13 protein-coding genes and 2 tRNA genes are annotated in these 16,859 nt (G+C 72.8%); 3 read left to right on the forward strand and 12 right to left on the reverse strand.

The features are described 5' to 3' along the window. Positions 1 to 13: 13 nt before the first annotated feature. From AC4BGC_RS12325 to AC4BGC_RS12355, 7 genes are all read right to left on the reverse strand, one after another. Positions 14 to 250 carry a hypothetical protein gene (locus AC4BGC_RS12325; RefSeq protein WP_490556033.1) on the reverse strand — a complete coding sequence of 79 codons (237 nt, stop codon included), beginning with the start codon at positions 248 to 250 and terminating at the stop codon, positions 14 to 16. A gap of 96 nt (positions 251 to 346) precedes the next feature. After that, positions 347 to 1,216, reverse strand: coding sequence for a sigma-70 family RNA polymerase sigma factor (locus tag AC4BGC_RS12330; RefSeq protein ID WP_490556034.1), 870 nt, complete (start codon positions 1,214 to 1,216; stop codon positions 347 to 349). Between the two features lie 117 nt (positions 1,217 to 1,333). After that, a tRNA-Glu gene (locus AC4BGC_RS12335) sits at positions 1,334 to 1,409 on the reverse strand. Positions 1,410 to 1,478: 69 nt separating this feature from the next. Next, positions 1,479 to 1,550 (reverse strand) — tRNA-Gln (locus AC4BGC_RS12340). Positions 1,551 to 1,655: 105 nt separating this feature from the next. Then, positions 1,656 to 2,732, reverse strand: coding sequence for a CPBP family intramembrane glutamic endopeptidase (locus tag AC4BGC_RS12345; protein ID WP_490548162.1), 1,077 nt, complete (start codon positions 2,730 to 2,732; stop codon positions 1,656 to 1,658). After that, positions 2,732 to 4,249: a glutamate--tRNA ligase gene (gene gltX, locus AC4BGC_RS12350; protein ID WP_490556036.1), complete on the reverse strand. Its 1,518-nt coding sequence runs from the start codon at positions 4,247 to 4,249 to the stop codon at positions 2,732 to 2,734. Before gltX ends, AC4BGC_RS12345 begins: the two co-directional genes overlap by 1 nt. Then, a complete protein-coding gene (locus tag AC4BGC_RS12355; protein ID WP_490548160.1) occupies positions 4,246 to 5,043 on the reverse strand; it encodes a fumarylacetoacetate hydrolase family protein in 798 nt (265 codons plus the stop codon). The genes gltX and AC4BGC_RS12355 overlap by 4 nt, the downstream gene beginning before the upstream one ends. Before the next feature lie 51 nt (positions 5,044 to 5,094). Here AC4BGC_RS12355 and AC4BGC_RS12360 point away from each other — a divergent pair, with 51 nt between their 5' ends. From AC4BGC_RS12360 to AC4BGC_RS12370, 3 genes are read left to right on the forward strand one after another with little or no spacing between them, the layout of a single operon-like run. Continuing rightward, on the forward strand, positions 5,095 to 5,586 hold the full coding sequence (locus AC4BGC_RS12360; RefSeq protein ID WP_490556038.1) for an MmcQ/YjbR family DNA-binding protein: 492 nt from the start codon (positions 5,095 to 5,097) through the stop codon (positions 5,584 to 5,586). 2 nt (positions 5,587 to 5,588) lie between these two features. After that, on the forward strand, positions 5,589 to 6,503 hold the full coding sequence (locus AC4BGC_RS12365) for a 3-methyladenine DNA glycosylase (protein WP_490556039.1): 915 nt from the start codon (positions 5,589 to 5,591) through the stop codon (positions 6,501 to 6,503). Between the two features lie 46 nt (positions 6,504 to 6,549). Next, a complete protein-coding gene (locus tag AC4BGC_RS12370) occupies positions 6,550 to 9,903 on the forward strand; it encodes an ATP-binding protein (protein WP_490556040.1) in 3,354 nt (1,117 codons plus the stop codon). A gap of 19 nt (positions 9,904 to 9,922) precedes the next feature. Here AC4BGC_RS12370 and AC4BGC_RS12375 read toward each other — a convergent pair whose 3' ends face one another. From AC4BGC_RS12375 to AC4BGC_RS12395, 5 genes are all read right to left on the reverse strand, one after another. Continuing rightward, on the reverse strand, positions 9,923 to 10,639 hold the full coding sequence (locus tag AC4BGC_RS12375; RefSeq protein WP_490556041.1) for a hemerythrin domain-containing protein: 717 nt from the start codon (positions 10,637 to 10,639) through the stop codon (positions 9,923 to 9,925). Between the two features lie 126 nt (positions 10,640 to 10,765). Then, positions 10,766 to 12,157 carry an amidase gene (locus AC4BGC_RS12380; RefSeq protein ID WP_490556043.1) on the reverse strand — a complete coding sequence of 464 codons (1,392 nt, stop codon included), beginning with the start codon at positions 12,155 to 12,157 and terminating at the stop codon, positions 10,766 to 10,768. A gap of 45 nt (positions 12,158 to 12,202) precedes the next feature. Further along, the gene (cimA, locus tag AC4BGC_RS12385; protein WP_490556044.1) at positions 12,203 to 13,774 is read right to left on the reverse strand and encodes a citramalate synthase; all 1,572 of its coding nucleotides are present in this window, start codon (positions 13,772 to 13,774) and stop codon (positions 12,203 to 12,205) included. Positions 13,775 to 13,991: 217 nt separating this feature from the next. After that, entirely contained in the window at positions 13,992 to 15,032 is a 1,041-nt protein-coding gene (locus AC4BGC_RS12390) for a matrixin family metalloprotease (RefSeq protein ID WP_490548153.1), read from the reverse strand. Positions 15,033 to 15,155: 123 nt separating this feature from the next. Then, on the reverse strand, positions 15,156 to 16,853 hold the full coding sequence (locus AC4BGC_RS12395) for a protein kinase domain-containing protein (RefSeq protein ID WP_490556045.1): 1,698 nt from the start codon (positions 16,851 to 16,853) through the stop codon (positions 15,156 to 15,158). Positions 16,854 to 16,859: the final 6 nt, after the last annotated feature.

Raw genomic sequence — 16,859 nt, forward strand, 5'->3', positions numbered from 1 at the left:
GACGCAGGTGTGATCAGGTCTCGGGCAGGGCGGCGAAGGCCGCCTTGGCGTCGTTGTACCACCCCAGCGACTTCTTAGGGTGCCGCCAGCGGGACTTCATGGCGTCGCGTGCTTCCTGGTGGGAGGCGTCGCCGGCCTTCTCCGCCTCCTTGAGGTGCTTGTCCTGGGCCGCGATCACGTCGTCGGCCGTCTCTCCGTGGTGGGCCAGCTCGCAGGGGCCGCCCAGCTGGCGACAGGTCATGGTCTTCATCTCAGTTCATCTCCGGTTCTTCCTGGGTGTGCTCTCACTCCTACGACGATCGCGACAGCGCAGGTGTGACCGAGAAGCTGAACGGCGAGACGACCTTCACCGCGGGTCCCCTGCCCTGCGCTTGCGGACCTGCGTGAGCAGGTCCTGGTCGGCGCGGAAGTCGATCCGGCGTACCCGTCCCCCGGCCACGGCGAAGTCGAAGGCCACCCGGGCCACGCCGCGGTCGAACCAGGCCGCCCCGGGCCGGTCGCCGAGAAAGACCGGCAGCGCGGACTGCGCCGCTCCGTTGAAGAACGTGGCCACCTCCTGCTGTCCCTCCATGAGCGCCGGGGTGCCGAGCAGGACCGCGGCCTCGTCGCCGACCACGACGACGTCGGGGGCGAGCAGCTCGAGCAACCGGGTGAAGTCACCCTCGCGGGCGGCGGCCATGAAGGCGTCCACCACCGCCCAGTCGGCCAGCTGGTCCTCTCCCGCCGGCTGGACCACCTTGGCGCGCGCCCGCGAGGCGAGCTTGCGTGCGGCCACGGGCGTGGTCTCGAGCACGGCCGCGATCGTGGGGAACTCGAAGCCGAAGCTGTCGTGGAGCACGAAGGCCACCCGTTCTCGAGGCGAGAGCCGGTCGAGCACCACCTGCAACGCCACCCCGACCGTGTCGGCCAGGGCGACCTCGTCGGCGGGGTCGGCGGAGCCGGCATGGTCGGCCTCGGGACTGCCCTGCAGCTCGGTCTCCAGGTCGGCGTGCGGCACGGGCGAACGCGACCGAAGGCGGTCCAGGCACAGCCGGGTGGTCACCGTGGTCAGCCAGGCCGGCAGGTTCTCGATCACGGTCTCGGTGCCGTGCAGTCGCAACCACGCCTGCTGCACCACGTCCTGCGCCTCGGCCGGGTCGCCGAGCACCTTCGAGGCAAGACCCTGCAGCCGCGGCCGCTCGGCCTCGAAGGCTCGTGTCTGGTCGTCCTCGTCCATCGTGCCCACCACCATTTCCCAAGTCGCGCTCGAGAGGAAGACGTACGGCGGGACCCGGATGTGACAGGAACGACGAAGGGTCCTGCCCAGCTCTTGGCTGGTCAGGACCCTTCGTGTTGGTACCCCCGACGGGATTCGAACCCGCGCTACCGCCTTGAGAGGGCGGCGTGCTAGGCCACTACACAACGGGGGCCTGGCGATCTTGCTGAGAACCGACGAGACTCTATCGTTCGCTAACTTGTGAACCAAATCGTCGTGTTCGCTGGGGTACTAGGACTCGAACCTAGACTAACTGGACCAGAACCAGTCGGGCTGCCAATTACCCCATACCCCATGGGTTCGGCTCGCCCAGATCACCGGGCGAACCGAGGCACAAACATACACACACGCCCGGGCCCGCCACCAATCGGGGCGGTGTGACGTTGTCGTCTCCCCGCGTTCACGCGGCCTGCGGCTGGGTGCCGGGCACCGCGGGCGGTGCGGTCTTGTTGCGCAGCCCCATGCTGCGCGCCACGAGCAGCACCAGGACGAGGTAGACGCCGTTCTGGACGATGGTCACGGGTGTCTGCCACCAGGACACCTCCGAGACCGTCAGGGCCCCCTGGAGGTCGCCGAAGAAGATCGCGATGGCGAACGCCAGCAGGTTGTTGAAGATGTGCAGTGCGATCCCCGCCTCGAGCCCGCCGACCAGGATCACGGTGGCGCCGGCCATCAGGCCGAACGCGAACCGGTCGAAGAACAGCGGGGCGTTCTGGGCGCCGTGCGCCAGCGCGAACAGCGCGGAGGTGGCCAGGAGCGCGAACCCGACCGCCATCCGCACGGCCGCCTGCCGACTCAGGCCGAACGTCTCCGCGATCCCGTGGGCCAGGGAGCCGAACGCCTGCATCAGGTAGCCACGGAAGGCGTACTCCTCACCGAGCGCCTGCAACGGAGTCGTGAGCAGGATCACGATGCCGGTGGCCACCAGCCGGCCGGTGATCTCGTTGGGCTCACCGCTGACGCCGCTGGTGTTGTCCGGCAGCAGTGTGCTGAACAACACGGAGGCGATCAGCGCCACCACGGAGAGACCGAGGCAGGCGAAGAAGAACCCCCAGCGCATGCCGGGCATCACCGAGGACAGCCAGCGGGGCCGCAACCGGTGCAGGTAGCGGACGACCAGCATCGCCACCAGGGTCAGCGAGGCCAGGCTGAGGTTCAGGTAGAGCATCGAGGCCGGGGTGACCGAGGTGAGGCTGGCGGAGTCGAAGAAGCGATCCGCGAACGGCCCCGAGCCGCCCTCGACCGCGACTCCGAGCGCCAGGATCGGCATCAGCACGATCGGCATCAGGATCATCCCGCCCACGGCCAGGACCAGGATGCCGACGACCGGCCTCCACCAGGCGTAGTCCCAGGTGCGCAGCATCAGCGGGTACAGGCGCGGCTCCGGGTGCGGGTGCGCGATCTCGCGCTGGCTCCACTGCCGGGGAGCAGGTCCGTAGCCCGGCGCGGGGGGCTGCGGCGGGGGCGGGAAGGCCATCAGGGCTGCTCCCTCGCCACGTCCGCGGCGGCGAGAGGAGCGGCGTCGAGCCGAGCCAGCGACTGCTCCCTGCCGAGCAGCTCGAGCGACTCGAACAGGGGCGGGGAGACCCGGCGTCCGGTGACCGCGACCCGCACGGGGCCGAACGCGTTGCGCGGCTTGAGGCCGAGCTCCTCGACCAGCTTGGCGCGCAGGGCCTCGTCGATGGCGGCGGTGTTCCACTCGGGGATCGCGGCAAGGGCATCGCGTGCCGCCGCCACCACCCGGAGCCCGTCCTCGGTGAGCACCTTGGCCACGTCGGTCTCGTCGTAGACGACCTCGTCGAGGAACAGGAACGCCAGCATGTCCGCGCCCTCGCCCAGGGTGCCCACGCGCTCGTGGATCAGCACGCAGCCCTCGGTGATCTTGAGGCTCTCCTCCGGGGTCGGCGGGTCCTCGACCAGGTCGGCCTCGCGCAGGAACGGCAGCAGCCGCTCCTCGAGCTCCTCGAGGGGCAGCAGCCGCATGTGCGCGGCGTTGATGGCCTCGAGCTTCTTGAGGTCGAACCGGGCGGGGTTGGGGTTCACCCGGCGGATGTCGAAGGCCTGCGCCATCTCCTCCATCGTGAACACGTCGCGGTCCTCCGCGATCCCCCACCCGAGCAGCGCCAGGTAGTTCAGCAGCCCGGCCGGGAGGAAGCCGCGTTCGATGTACTCGCTCAGTCCAGAGCCGGCGTCGCGCTTGGAGAGTCGCTTGTTGCCCTCCCCCATCACGATCGGCAGGTGGCCGAAGCGCGGGGAGCCGGTGCCGATGCCCAGCGCCTGCAGGGCCGCGTAGACCGCGATCTGCCGCGGCGTCGAAGACAGCAGGTCCTCGCCGCGCAGCACGTGGGTGATCCCCATCAGCGCGTCGTCGACCGGGTTGACCAGCGTGTAGAGCGGGTCGCCGTTGGCGCGCACGATCGCGAAGTCGGGCACGTGCTCGGGCAGGAAGGTCACCTCGCCGCGGACGAGGTCGTCGAAGACGATCGGGCCGTCGGGGATCCGGATCCGGACGACGTGGGTGCGTCCCTCGGCCTCGAAGGCGCGTCGCTGCTCGTCGCTGAGGTCACGGCAGTGGCCGTCGTACCCCTGCACCTTGGAGCCGGAGGCCTTGCGGCGCGCGTCGACCTCCTCGGTGGTGCAGAAGCAGTCGTACGCCGAGCCGGACCCACGCAGCTTCGCGACGATGTCGCGGTAGATGTCGAACCGCTCCGACTGCTTGTAGGGGCCGAACTCGCCACCCACCCCGGGGCCTTCGTCGTAGTCGATGCCGAGCCAGGCGAGCGAGTCGATCACCGAGGCGTAGCCCTCGGGGGTGTTGCGGGCGAGGTCGGTGTCCTCGATGCGGAGCACCAGCGTGCCGCCGTAGTGACGTGCGAACGCCCAGTTGAACAGGGCCGAACGCACGTTGCCGACGTGCAGGTTGCCGGTCGGCGAGGGTGGGAACCGCACCCGGACCTGCTCGGGGGCGAGGCTGCCCAGGACTGGATCTGTCATCGTGAGACCACCTTGTTGCTCAGGTTGCCGATGCCCTGGATCGAGATCTCGACCTCGTCACCGGGGTTCATGGGACCGACGCCCTCGGGGGTGCCGGTGAGGATCACGTCGCCCGGGAGCAGCGTCATCACGCTGGACACGTGGGCGATCAGGGTGGGGACGTCGAAGATCAGGTCGGAGGTGCGTCCGTCCTGCTTCAGGTCCCCGTTGAGGAAGGTCTGCACCCGTAGGTCGCTCACGTCGAGCTCGGTCTCGATCCAGGGACCGAGCGGGCAGAACGAGTCGAAGCCCTTGGCGCGGGTGAACTGGCCGTCCTTCTTCTGCAGGTCGCGCGCGGTCACGTCGTTGCCCACGGTGTAGCCGTGGACGACGTCGGCGTACTTCTCCTTCGGCACGTCGCGGCAGATCCGGCCGATCACGACCGCGAGCTCACCCTCGAAGTGCACGTTCTCGCTCTGCCGTGGGTAGAACACCGGGTCGCCGGGGCCGACGACACTGGTGTTCGGCTTGATGAACATCAGCGGCTCGTCGGGGACCTCGCCACCCATCTCCGCGGCGTGGGCCGCGTAGTTGCGCCCGATGCCGACCACCTTGCTCCGCGGGAGCACCGGCGAGAGCAGCCGGGCGTCGCTGAGTCGGACCACCTCGTCGGTGGGCTGGAGGCCGACGTAGAGCGGGTCGCCCTGCAGCGGCGTGATCACCGACTCCTCGTCGGGGATGCCGAAGTCGTCGATGTCTCCGGTCACGATGCCGAAACGTGGGTCGTCACCTGTGGTGAACCTGGCGATGCGCATCCACCGAGCCTATCGACCGGTCGGCACCGCGGACGCATCAGCGTGCCGGCTGTGGAGATCCCCGGTCCGGCCGGTGCCGCCGGTGCGGCCACGGAGACCGGGATGTCGGCGCGGACGCCTAGGTTGGGGTTCATGGTGCGTGGACGTCCCGAGCCCGATCCCGCGCTCGTCACGCGGGTCGCGGAGCTCGCGATGCGCCTGCCCGGCGCCCACGAGGAGGACGCCTGGACGGGTGTCCGCTGGCGGGTCCGGCAGCGGACGTTCGCCCACGTCGTGGCGCTGCACCACGCGGATGCCGCCGATCGGCTCGGGGTCACCGACGGTCGCCCGGTGACGGTGGTGACCCTGCGCAGCATCGGCGAGGAGCTGGCTGCGCTGGTGGCGATCGGGCCGCCGTACCTCTCGTTCTTAGGAGACGACGTGGTCGCCGTCGTGCTCGACGAGGCCACCGACTGGCGCGAGGTCGGTGAGCTGGTGACCGAGAGCTACCGCCTGCTCGCGCCGGCCGGACTCGTCCGGGAGCTCGACGAACCGGCCACCTAGGGTTGGGTCCCGTGGAGATCCTCGACGAGCAGACCTGGCGCGCGCGTGCCCGCGCGCACGGGGAGCGCGTCGACACCTGGGTCCAGCCCCACCTCGAGCGCAGGCGGCGCGGCCAGAAGCACCCCGTCCACGACTTCCTGTTCACCTACTACTCCCAACGGCCGGCGGCCCTGCGCCGCTGGCACCCGGGTTGGGGCGTGACGCTCGTCGACGGAGCGGAGTACGCCGGGCTGAAGGGCTACCAGAGCCGGATAGTCCGAGACGTTTCCGTCGTTGCAGCGACCGAATCACGACGGGAACGTCTCGGACTATCCGTCTCGGTGGACCATCTCGAGTCGCAGCTCCCCGTCATCGAGTCGATCCACCGGCTGTTGGTGGCCACTGCGGGACGGCCGCCCACCCTGGGCTGCTTCGGGCTGCACGAGTGGGCGATGGTGCACCGGACCGACGAGGTGCGCCACGACTGGCCGCTCCGGCTGGGCGGAGCCGCCACCGACCGCGTCGTGGAGACCAGCAGGATCACCTGCTCCCACTTCGACGCGTTCCGCTTCTTCACCGACACCGCCCGGCCGCTGAACACCCTGCAGCCCGGGCACGAGGACCGCGCCTCCTTCGAGCAGCCGGGCTGCCTGCACGCGGGCATGGACCTGTACAAGCACGCGTTCCGGCTCACTCCCCTGATCGCCTCGGAGCTGGTCGCCGACTGCTTCGCGCTGGCGTGGGAGATCCGCGAGCTGGACATGCGCGCGTCGCCGTACGACTTCGCCGGGCTCGGCTTCACCCCGGTGCCGATCGAGACGCCCGAGGGCCGCCAGGAGTACGTCGCCGCGCAGCGCGGCTTCGCCGAGCGGGGAGCCCCGCTTCGCCGGCGGCTCGTCGAGGAGTGTGAGCGGCTGCTGGCCGCTGTCCCGGCCTGAGCCGCGACACCTGCCGCGGACGGCTCCGCGCAAATAGCATGCCTGCGTGCAGGTACGCGTACTGGGAGCGGTGGAGGTCCGGCTCGAGGAGCTGGACGTCGACCTCGGAACCCGCAAGCAGCGGGCCCTGCTGTCGGCGCTGGCGTTGCACGCGGGCCGCACGGTCCCGGTCGACACGCTCGTCGACCTGGTCTGGGGCGAGCGGCCGCCGGAGGCGGTGACCGCGGCGCTGCAGTCCTACATCGCCCGTCTGCGCCGGGTCCTCGAACCCGACCGGGCGCCCCGGGCGCCGTCGCAGGTCCTGGTGACCCGGCCGGGCGGCTACGCCCTGCGGGTCCTCGACGGCACCCTCGACGCGGCGTGGTTCGAGGCCGAGGTCTCCGAGGTGCACCGTCGCGTCGGAGCCCTCTCCGCGACCCCGGGCGGCCTGGATCGGGTCCGCGAGGAGGAGCTGCACGAGCTCGCCCGCCGGCTGCGGGCGGCGCTGGACCTGTGGCGGGGCGAGCCGTACGCCGAGCTCGAGGACGCCCCCGCGGTGCAGGCCCAGCGGGCCCGGCTCGAGGAGCTGCGCCTGGTCGCCCTGGAGGACCGGGCCGTGATCGAGCTCGCCACCGGGCAGCACGCGACCGCGGCCGCGGAGCTCGAGTCGCTGGTCCAGGCCCATCCGCTCCGGGAACGGCTCTGGGGGCTGCGGGCACTGGCGCTGACCCGGTCGGGACGCCAGGCCGACGCCCTCGACGCGCTGCGGCAGGTCCGGACCCTGCTCGCCGAGGAGCTCGGGCTGGAGCCGGGCGCCGAGCTCCGGGAGCTGCAGGCCGCCGTGCTCCGCCAGGACCCCTCGCTCGACTGGGTCGGCCGGCTCGCCGAGCCCGAGCCACAACCCGGACCCCACCCCGGCCCGCCGCTCGAAGACGCGGCTGCCTCGTCCGAGGAGGCTGCGTGGCCCCTGGTCGGCCGCGACCAGCAGCTCGCCGGCCTCGTCGAGCTCCTCGGCCAGGCCCGGGAGGGACGACCCCGGTTCGCCGTGCTCACCGGTGAGCCCGGGATCGGCAAGAGCCGGCTGTGCGACGCCCTCTCCGACCGGGCCCGGGAGGCAGGTGCCCGTGTGCTCGTCGGCCGCTGCTCCCAGGACGAGGGCGCCCCGCCGCTGTGGCCGTGGGCCGCGATCCTGCGCGGGCTCGGCGAGCAGCTGCCCTCCGAGGTGGCGGCCGGCAGCGAGGACTCCGCCGGCCAGTTCCGCGCCTGGGAGGAGATCGTCGACGCCGTACGGCGGGCGGCTGGCGACCTGCCGCTGCTGCTGGTCCTCGACGACCTGCACTGGGCGGACGCCTCGACGCTGCGGGTGCTGCGCCTGCTCGTGGAGACCGCCCGGGTCGAGCGCCTGATGGTGGTGACCACCTGGCGCGACCAGCCGGCACCGACCGGGGCCCTCGCGGAGGTCGCCGAGGTGCTCGCCCGCCGCCACGCCTGGCGTACGACGCTGACCGGGCTCGACGCCGAGGACGCCGGCCGCGTCGTCGCCTCCGTCGCCGACCTCACGCCGTCCGGTGCGCAGGCGGAGGCGCTCTGGCGGCGTACGGAGGGCAACCCGTTCTTCCTGGTGGAGTGTGCCCGGCTCGCCCACGACCGCGGCGACCTCGCCTCGCTGCTCACCGAGGCCGATCCCCCGGCTGCGGTGCAGGACGTGCTGCTCCGCCGGGTGGGCTCCCTGCCCGAGGACACAGCCCGCGCGCTGCGGACCGCGAGCGTCGCCGGGCGCCAGTTCGACGTGGCCACGTTGGCGCTGGTCCTGGACCGCGACGAGGAGAGCACCCTGGACGCGCTCGAGCCCGCGCTGGCCGCCGGCCTGCTGCGCGAGGACGGCGTCGACCGGTTCCGGTTCGCGCACGCGCTCGTCCGGGACACCCTCTACGGCTCGGTCTCGCGATCCCGGGCCGCCCGGTCGCACGCCCGGTTCGCGCAGGCACTGCGGGACCGGCCGGAGCGCGAGAGCGAGGTGGCCCGGCACTGGCTGGCCGCCGGTCCCGCCCACGCCGCGCAGGCGTGGCGAGCGTGCGTGGACGCGGCCCGGCGCGCCCACCGGGTGTTCGCCTACGAGGAGGCCGCCTCCCTGCTCCACGACGCCGTCGACGTCTTCGCCTCCGACCCGGACGCGTCCCGCCTCGAGCTGCACGACCTCCTCGTCGCCTACGCCCGCGCGCTCCAGCTCTCCGGCAACTGGCTCGAGCTCAGGCCGACCGTGCACCGGGCGATCCAGGCCGCGCACGAGCTCGACGACCTCGACCGGCTGGTCCACGCGGCCACCATGTCCCTGGACGGTGCTCTGTGGCAGGCCTCCACCCAGGGCGTGGTCGACCCGCTGGTCGTCGGTGCGCTGCGGGACGCGCTCGACCGGCTGCCTCCCGGCGACGGCGACGCGCGCTGCCGGGTGATGATCGCCCTGGCCGGCGAGATCTACTACGCCGCGACCCCGCAGGAGCGGGAGTCCCTGGCCGAGGACGCGGTGGCGATGTCGCAGCGCCTCGGCGAACCCCGCCTGCGGCTGTGGTGCTGCCTGACTGCGGCGACCACGATCTGGCGCGGCGCCAACGCCGAGCGCCGCCACCAGCTCCTCGACGAGGCGTGCGCCCTGGCCCGCGAGCTCGACGACCAGGCCGCACTCTCCACGGCCCTGACCCTGCGGGTCGTCGCGGACTGCGAGCTGGGCCGCCTCGAGCTCATGGACGCCGGGGTGCGCGAGGCGCGCGCCCAGGCCGAGCGGCAGCGCCACTTCTACGCCGAGCTGGTCCTGGACGGCCTGGAGATCCCATGGCTTGCGCTGCGGGGCGACTTCGCCGGCGCCGACGAGCGGCTCGACCACCTCGCCGGCCTCCGCGAGCGGGTGCAGCACGCGATGTACGACCACACGGTGGCGGGGTCGCTGGCGATGAAGCTGATGTGGACCGGTGACTACGAGCAGCTGGCGCAGATCTTGACGCTGATCGACCAGAACAGTCCCCTGCCCGTGCAGACGTTCGTCTCCGCGATCCTGTGCCGGATGGGCCGCTTCGACGAGGCCCGGGACTACCTCTCCACCAGCGAGGCCGAGCACCACCTCGACACGTGGTTCTCCCCGCTGATGTGGGCGACGTCGGCGGAGTCCGGGCTCCATCTCCGGGAGCCCGGACTCGCGGCCCCGGCGTACACCCACCTCGCCGAGCTGGCCGGCCGGCCCGCCAGCACCGGGTCCGTCGCGGCCATCGGGCCCGTGGACGCGTTCCTGGCGATGGCCGCCGAGGCGACCGGCCGGCGAGAGCTCGCCACCCGGCACGCCGAGGACGCGCTGCGCCTGTGCGAGCGATGGGAGATCCCGGTCTTCGCCGCGTGGTTCGCCGGGGTCCGGGCGGCCCACGGGTTCTGAGCCGACCCGGCTCGAGGGGTCAGGCGGCCCCGGAGAGGTGCCGGGTCGCCCGGGCCTCGAGGCGCTCGAACCGGCCCCGCGCCAACCGGAGCAGCAGCGCGAACGGGAAGCCGAACTCGGCCAGGACGCCGCGGAGCTCGGCCTCGGGCATCTGGTGGGCGACCCAGGGCAGCATCCTGAGCAGCGCGGAGAGGCTCTGGCCCTTGGTGAAGTTCTCCTTGGCCATGTCGTCCCACTGCTGCTGGGTGAGGTGCTTCTGCACCATCGTCATCGCGTCGGTCTCCTCGTGGCGCAGGTGCGCGGCGAGGCAGTCCCGGGCCGCGACCAGGCTGTCCGCGAGCCGGCGTACGACGTCCTCGTCGCTGGTGCTCACCACCTCCTCGAACCCGGCCGCGCACTCGGCCAGGATCGGGTCGATCAGCGCGTGCTCGGCCTCCATGTCGGCGAGGGTGGCCCGCTCGCCGGGGTCGGCGTACTCCAGCAGGAGGGGCCACAGGCCGGCGTCCTCGCCGGAGTGGTGGTGGTGCAGGTTGGCGCTGAACAGCTGCCAGCGCTCGGCCAGCGCGCGCCAGGCGTCACGGTCCTCCAGCGGCGTCACCGGGGCCGCGTCGGCGAACATCGCGAGGTCGCGGCGGAACGCGAAGTGCATCACGTACATCATCCGCACGTCGACGGGGCCGGGCGGCGCCGCCTCCTGGCGCGGCAGCAGGTACTGGTCGGGATGGGCGGTAGCCATGTCCATCGTGGTCCTCTCGGTCAGCACGCTCCCTGCGCGCTCTGGGAGCACCTTGCGCCGCGCCGCTTGAGGGTCACTTGCGGCTGACTTGCACCGGCCACCGGTCCGTCGACCCGGTCCGGGCGCTCACCACCCGGGCGGGGTGCGGTCGCGCCAGGGCATGGCCGCCTCGACCTGTGCGGAGAGGGACAGCAGCGTCGCCTCGTCACCGGGGCGGGTCGCGAGCATCACCCCGACCGGCAGTCCGTCGGGGGTCTGGTGGGTGGGCAGCGAGATCGCCGGGCTGCCGGTGACGTTCCACATCGAGGTGTACGGCGTGAACCGCTTCTGCGCCTCGAAGTCGCCCGCCGGGTCCTCGTCGTCGCGGATCGCCCCGACGGGCAAGGGCGGGACCGCGAGGGTCGGGGTGAGCACCGCGTCGTACGCCGAGACCGCGGCCAGGGTGCCCGCGGCGACCCGGCGCAGCTCCCCGATCGCGAGCCCGAACTCGGGGCCGCTCACCTCCGTGCCGCGGCCGGCGAGCCAGCTGGTCAACGGGCGCAGGCTCGCCCGGGCCTCCTGCGGCAGGTTGACCACCGAGAGCGCGGTGAGCACGGCCCAGCAGGTCTCGAAGACCGGCACCGAGGCCCGCGGCAGCGGGACGGCGATGTCGACGACCTCGTGCCCGGCCGACTCGAGCAGCCGGCTCGCGTCCTCCCAGGCCGCGAGGCACTCCGGGTCCACCGCGGTGTCCGCGATCACCGGCGCGCTGAACCGGGCGATCCGCAACCGGCCCGGCTCGCGGTCGCACGCCGCCAGGAACGACTCGGTTCCCTCGGGTGCCCAGAACGGGTCCCCCACCGCGCGGCCGGCCATCACGTCGAGCAGCGCGGCGGCGTCGCGGACGGTGCGGGCCAGGGACCCGTTGGTGGCCAGGCCGACGGGGTCGCCGTACATCGGTGCTCCGGAGATCCGCCCCCGCGTGGGCTTGAGGCCGACGATCCCGCAGCAGCTCGCGGGGATCCGGACCGAGCCGCCGCCGTCGGAGCCCTGGGCCAGCGGCACCAGGCCGCCGGACACCGCGGCCGCCGCACCGCCGCTGGAGCCGCCCGCCATCCGGGTGGTGTCCCACGGGGTCACCGCCGGGGGCGCCCCCTCGGGCTCGGTGTAGCAGGGCGAGCCGAACTCCGGCGTGCTCGTCTTGCCCAGGCTGACCAGTCCCGCGACCTCGATCCGCCGGACCACCTCGTCGTCGAAGTCGGGGACGTGGTCGGCGAAGATCGGCGAGCCGAAGCTGCTGCGGACCCCGTTGGTGGCGTTGAGGTCCTTGATCGCAGTGGGTACGCCGGCCAGCGGACCGTCCCCGACGGGGCGCGCGGACCGTGCCCGGTCGGCGGTGACGGTCACGAAGGCGCCCAGCCGCTCGGAGTGCTTCTCGATGCGGGCGAGGTGATGCTCGACCAGCTCCGCCGTGGAGGTCTCCCCCGCCCGGATCGCGGCGCCCTGCTCCAGTGCGGTGAGGTCGTGCAGCTCGGTCATGGCCGCGACGCTACCGCTCTGCGGCGCAGTGCCCAGGCGTCCGGCTCAGGCGCCGTGGCGCCGCAGCCCGAAGGTGAGGCTGTCGCGCAGCGCCCGCCAGGACGCCTCGATCACGTTGGGCCCGACGCCGACCGTGACCCACGACCCGACCCCGTCGGTGGTCTCGATCAGGACCCGGGTGATCGCGTCGGTGCCGTGGCCCTGGTCGAGGATGCGCACCTTGTAGTCGATCAGCTCGAACTTCACCACCTCGGGGTAGAGCTGCTCGATCGCCTGCCGCAGCGCGTGGTCCAGTGCGTTGACCGGGCCGTTGCCCTCGCCGGTGGTGACGATCCGGGCGCCGCCGGCGCGCAGCTTCACCGTGGCCTCGGAGACCGCCTCGTCGCCGGGGCGGGTCTCGGTGATCACCCGCCACGACTCGGTGTCGAAGTACGACGGACGGGCGCCCTCGACCTCCTCGACCAGGAGCAGCTCGAAGGACGCGTCCGCGGCCTCGAAGGTGTAGCCGCGCGCCTCCAGCTCCTTGACCCGCGCGGTCACCCGCTTGACCAGCTCGGGGTCGAGCACGAAGCCCAGCTCGCGGCCCTTGAGCTCGATCGAGGCGCGCCCGGCCATGTCCGAGACGAGCAGCCTCATGTCGTTGCCGACCCCCGCGGGGTCCATGTGCTGGTAGAGGTCCGGGTCGACCTTGATCGCGCTGGCGTGCAGGCCGGCCTTGTGTGCGAACGCCGACGTCCCCACGTAGGGCTGCCGCGACGCCGGCGGGAAGTTGGTCACGTCGGCGACGGTGTGCGCGATCCGGGTGGCCTCGCGCAGCATCCCCTCGGGCAGGACCTGCCGGCCCACCTTGAGCTCGAGGTTCGCCACCACGGTGACGAGGTCGGCGTTGCCGGTCCGCTCGCCGTACCCGTTGAGGGTGCCCTGCACGTGTGTGGCCCCCGCTCCCACCGCGGCGAGGCTGTTCGCGACCGCGCAGCCGGTGTCGTTGTGGCAGTGGATCCCGACCCGGACCCCGGTGGTCTCGACGACGTCGCCGACCACGTCGGCGACCCAGTCGGGCAGCATCCCGCCGTTGGTGTCGCACAGCGCGGCGACGTCCGCGCCCGCCTCGGCGGCCGTCCGCAGGACCTCCAGCGCGTAGGCCCGGTTGGCCCGGTAGCCGTCGAAGAAATGCTCGGCGTCGAGGAAGACCCGCTGGCCCTCGGCGCGCAGGTGGGACACCGTGTCGCGCACCATCGCGAGGTTCTCCTCGAGCGTCGTACGCAGGGCGAGCTCGACGTGGCGGTCGTGGGACTTCGCCACCAGCGTCACCACGCCGGCGCCGGAGTCACGCAGCGCGGCGACCAGCGGGTCGTCGGCCGCCCTGGTCCCGGCCCGGCGGGTGGCGCCGAACGCCGCCAGCTCCGCGTGCTGGAGGTCGAGCTCGGTGCGGGCCCGCCGGAAGAACTCGGTGTCCTTGGGGTTCGAGCCGGGCCAGCCGCCCTCGATGAACCCCACGCCCAGCCGGTCGATCTGTCGCGCGATCGCCAGCTTGTCGGCCACCGAGAGGTTGAGGCCCTCCTGCTGCGCGCCGTCGCGCAGGGTGGTGTCGTAGACGTGGAACAGGTCGCTGGTCATGGTGGTGGCCTTCTCGTGGGGCAGTTGCTGGGGAGCTCGTGCCGGCACCCGGAACGCAAAAGACCTCCTGTGGGGAACAGGAGGTCGGCGCGGCGGGTCCTGGCTGGTCCAGGAGCCGTCGCGCTAGGCGATGATGATGCGATGCAGCACGCGGCCGAGTCTGCCACATGCTCGCTGGGGGCCCCGGCCCTGCGGGCACCCCGGTGACCGGACCGGCTCAGCGGACCATCATCCGGTTGACTGCGGCGCGGCCGGCGCCGTACCGGTTGACCAGCTGCACCCGGTAGCAGGTGGAACCGGTCGCCTCGGCGCGCGGGTCCCGCCACACCCCGGCGGCGGCGGAGGCGTACGTCGTGCTGGCGTTCGGCGGGACGGCGCCGCAACGCTCGGCGGTCCAGGACCGGATCAGGACCCGGGTGCCCCAGGGGATCGAGGCGGGGCGCGCCCAGGTCACGGTGACGGGGGTGTGGGCTCCCCCGGTGACGGCGACCCGGGCCAGCGGCGCGGGCAGTGGGTCGATCGGGCAGTAGCCGTTGGGGGCCCAGGCACGGCCGCCGTAGATCCTCACGAACCGGCCGACCAGGGCACCGTCGATCGTGCGGCACTTGTAGAAGCCGGGCATGCTCGCCGGCAGCACCCCGCAACCGTCCACGTCGAGCACCGGGGACATCAGCGAGCACGGGGCGGAGGTGTGCTCGAAGCCGAGCACGTGACCGAGCTCGTGGGCGAAGATCCCCATCACCTGCACCCGGCTGTAGGCGTCCAGCGAGCTGACGCGGTTGTAGGTGGAGCTGAGCTGGACCCTGGCGCGCTTGGTCCGGCCGACGGTCGCCATCCCCGCGGCGCCGCCGATGTTGGCCATCGAGATCCGCAGCTTGGCCTTGCGGGGCTTGGCCGCGCGGACGAACTTGATGCCGCCGCCGCTGGCGTTCCACTTCGCGATCGCGGTGGACAAGCTCCAGTCCCACTTCGCGGGGACCGACTCGGTGTAGAGGATCCTGCGGCCGTTCCAGGCGAACGGCGCGCGGCGGGCGCGGCCGGCGGCGTGGGCGTGGGCGGTGTCCCCGTGGAAGCTCAGGGTGCGGCGCTCCTTGGCCGGCTTCGCGGGCTTGGCGGCGGGCTTCGCGGCCGCGGCGGCCTTGGTCACCACGGCGCTGGCCGGCGTCACGGCCACGACAGCGGGAGCCGCGACGAGCGCGAGCACCAGTGCCACCAGCAGGGCTGCTGGTCGCATCGACGAGGACTTCTGGGTGGGCACGTGCCAATAGTGCGACAAGCGCGCTACCGGCCCAATAGTACCGATTTTGCGCACTAGACCAGGGTGAGAATGTTCGAGTCGTTCCTTGTGCAGCGGCCCGAATGCTGCTGTAGGGCGGCTCGCTCAGCCCCAGGGCGCGGCCAGGGACGGCGCCCAGTTGGGGCCGTCACCGAGCAGCAGGCCGACCAGTACGGCGGTCCCGAGCAGGCACGCCCCCGCGACGACCCAGCCGCCGAACTCCGAGCGGCTCGTGCGTCGCACCAGACCGCGGGTCGTCTCGCGCACCCGGCCCGAGCCCGGTCCCCACCACAGGGCGGGGGCGAATCCGATGCCGGCGAGGAGCAGCCCCACCGCCGCGGGCTGACCGAAGAGGTAGCCGAGGGAGAACATCGCCAGTGCGGTCAGTCCGGCCCCGGCGATCAGCGACACCGTCCCGAAGGAGGCGAGCAGCAGGTAGCCCGGGGTGGACACGGCGGTCGTCGGGACGTCGTACCAGCGCGGCCGGCCACGGATCAGCCGTCGCCGGCCGTGCCGCTGGCGCGCCACCGAGGCGGTACGCAGGCCCAGCACCACGAGGGTCACCAGCGCCGTACCGAGGTAGGGGGCGTAGGCCACCAGGGCACCGCTCAGGGCGCCGAGCCCCACCAGCTGCAGCAGCTGCTGGGGACGGCTGCTCTCGCGCGGCGTCGGGGCGAGCCAGGGTGCGGGACCCGGTTGGACCTGGTCCCGGAACTGGTCCCGGAACTGGTCGCGAGCCGGCGGCGACAGCGGAGCCGGCTCGGTGACCGCCTCCGGGGGCTGCGCGGGCACCGCAACCACGGGTGACGGAACCACGGGTGACGGGGCTGCGGGCGGGTCTGCGGGTGCCGGGTCCGGGGGCAGTACCCGGGTCACCGGGGCAGGATCCGCCTGCGGTGACGCCGGACCGGCCGGCGCAGCCCGTGCAGCCGGCGCGAACGGCATCGTCCACAGCTCGGGGGCGGGGGCGGGACGCGCGGCCATGCGCGCGACGTGCTGCAGCTCGCGCACCGTCGAGCGCAGCTCGGCCACCGTCGGCCGCTGCAGGGGCTCGGGTGAGAGGCCGGCGCGGAGCAGCTCGGCGATCGGGTCGGGCACGCCCTGCAGGTTGTGCTCGCCGCGCCGTACCCGGTCCATCACCGCCATCGCCGGGCCGGTGCCGTACGGCGGCCGGCCGGTGGCCGCGTAGGCGACGGTCGCCGCCCACGCGTGCACGTCCGCGGCGGGAGTGGCCTCGTCGCCGTAGAGGATCTCGGGAGCGAGGTAGCCGGGCGTGCCGAGCAGCCACCCGGCCTGGGTGAACCGCGCGTCGTCGGCCAGGCGGGCGAGGCCGAAGTCGATCAGGACCGGGGAGCGACCCTCCATCAGCACGTTGGTGGGCTTCACGTCGCGGTGCAGCACGCCCACCCGGTGGACCGCCTCCAGCGCCTCGGCCAGCCCGTCGGCGAAGTGCAGCAGGTCGGCGCCCTCGACCGGCCCCTCCTCCGCCACGTGGTGGTAGAGCGAGAGCCCCGGCACATAGCGGGTGACCACGAAGGGCACCGGGCCGTGCGGGTCGGCGTCGAGGATCTCCGCGATCCGCGGGCTGATGATCCGGCGCAGCGAGCTGACCTCCCTGGCCAGCCGCCCACGGGCCTCCACGTCGCCGACCACGTGGGGTCGCAGCACCTTGAGCGCCACCCGGCGGCCGTCCGGCGCCAGGGCGAGGTGGACCACGCCCATCCCGCCCTCGCCGATCAGTGCCAGCAGTCGGTAGTCGCCGACGCGCGCCTCTTCGGGCGGGGGCGTGGGCAGGTTCGTCACCGGCCC

Source organism: Nocardioides sp. Z38_18 (assembly GCF_058215695.1).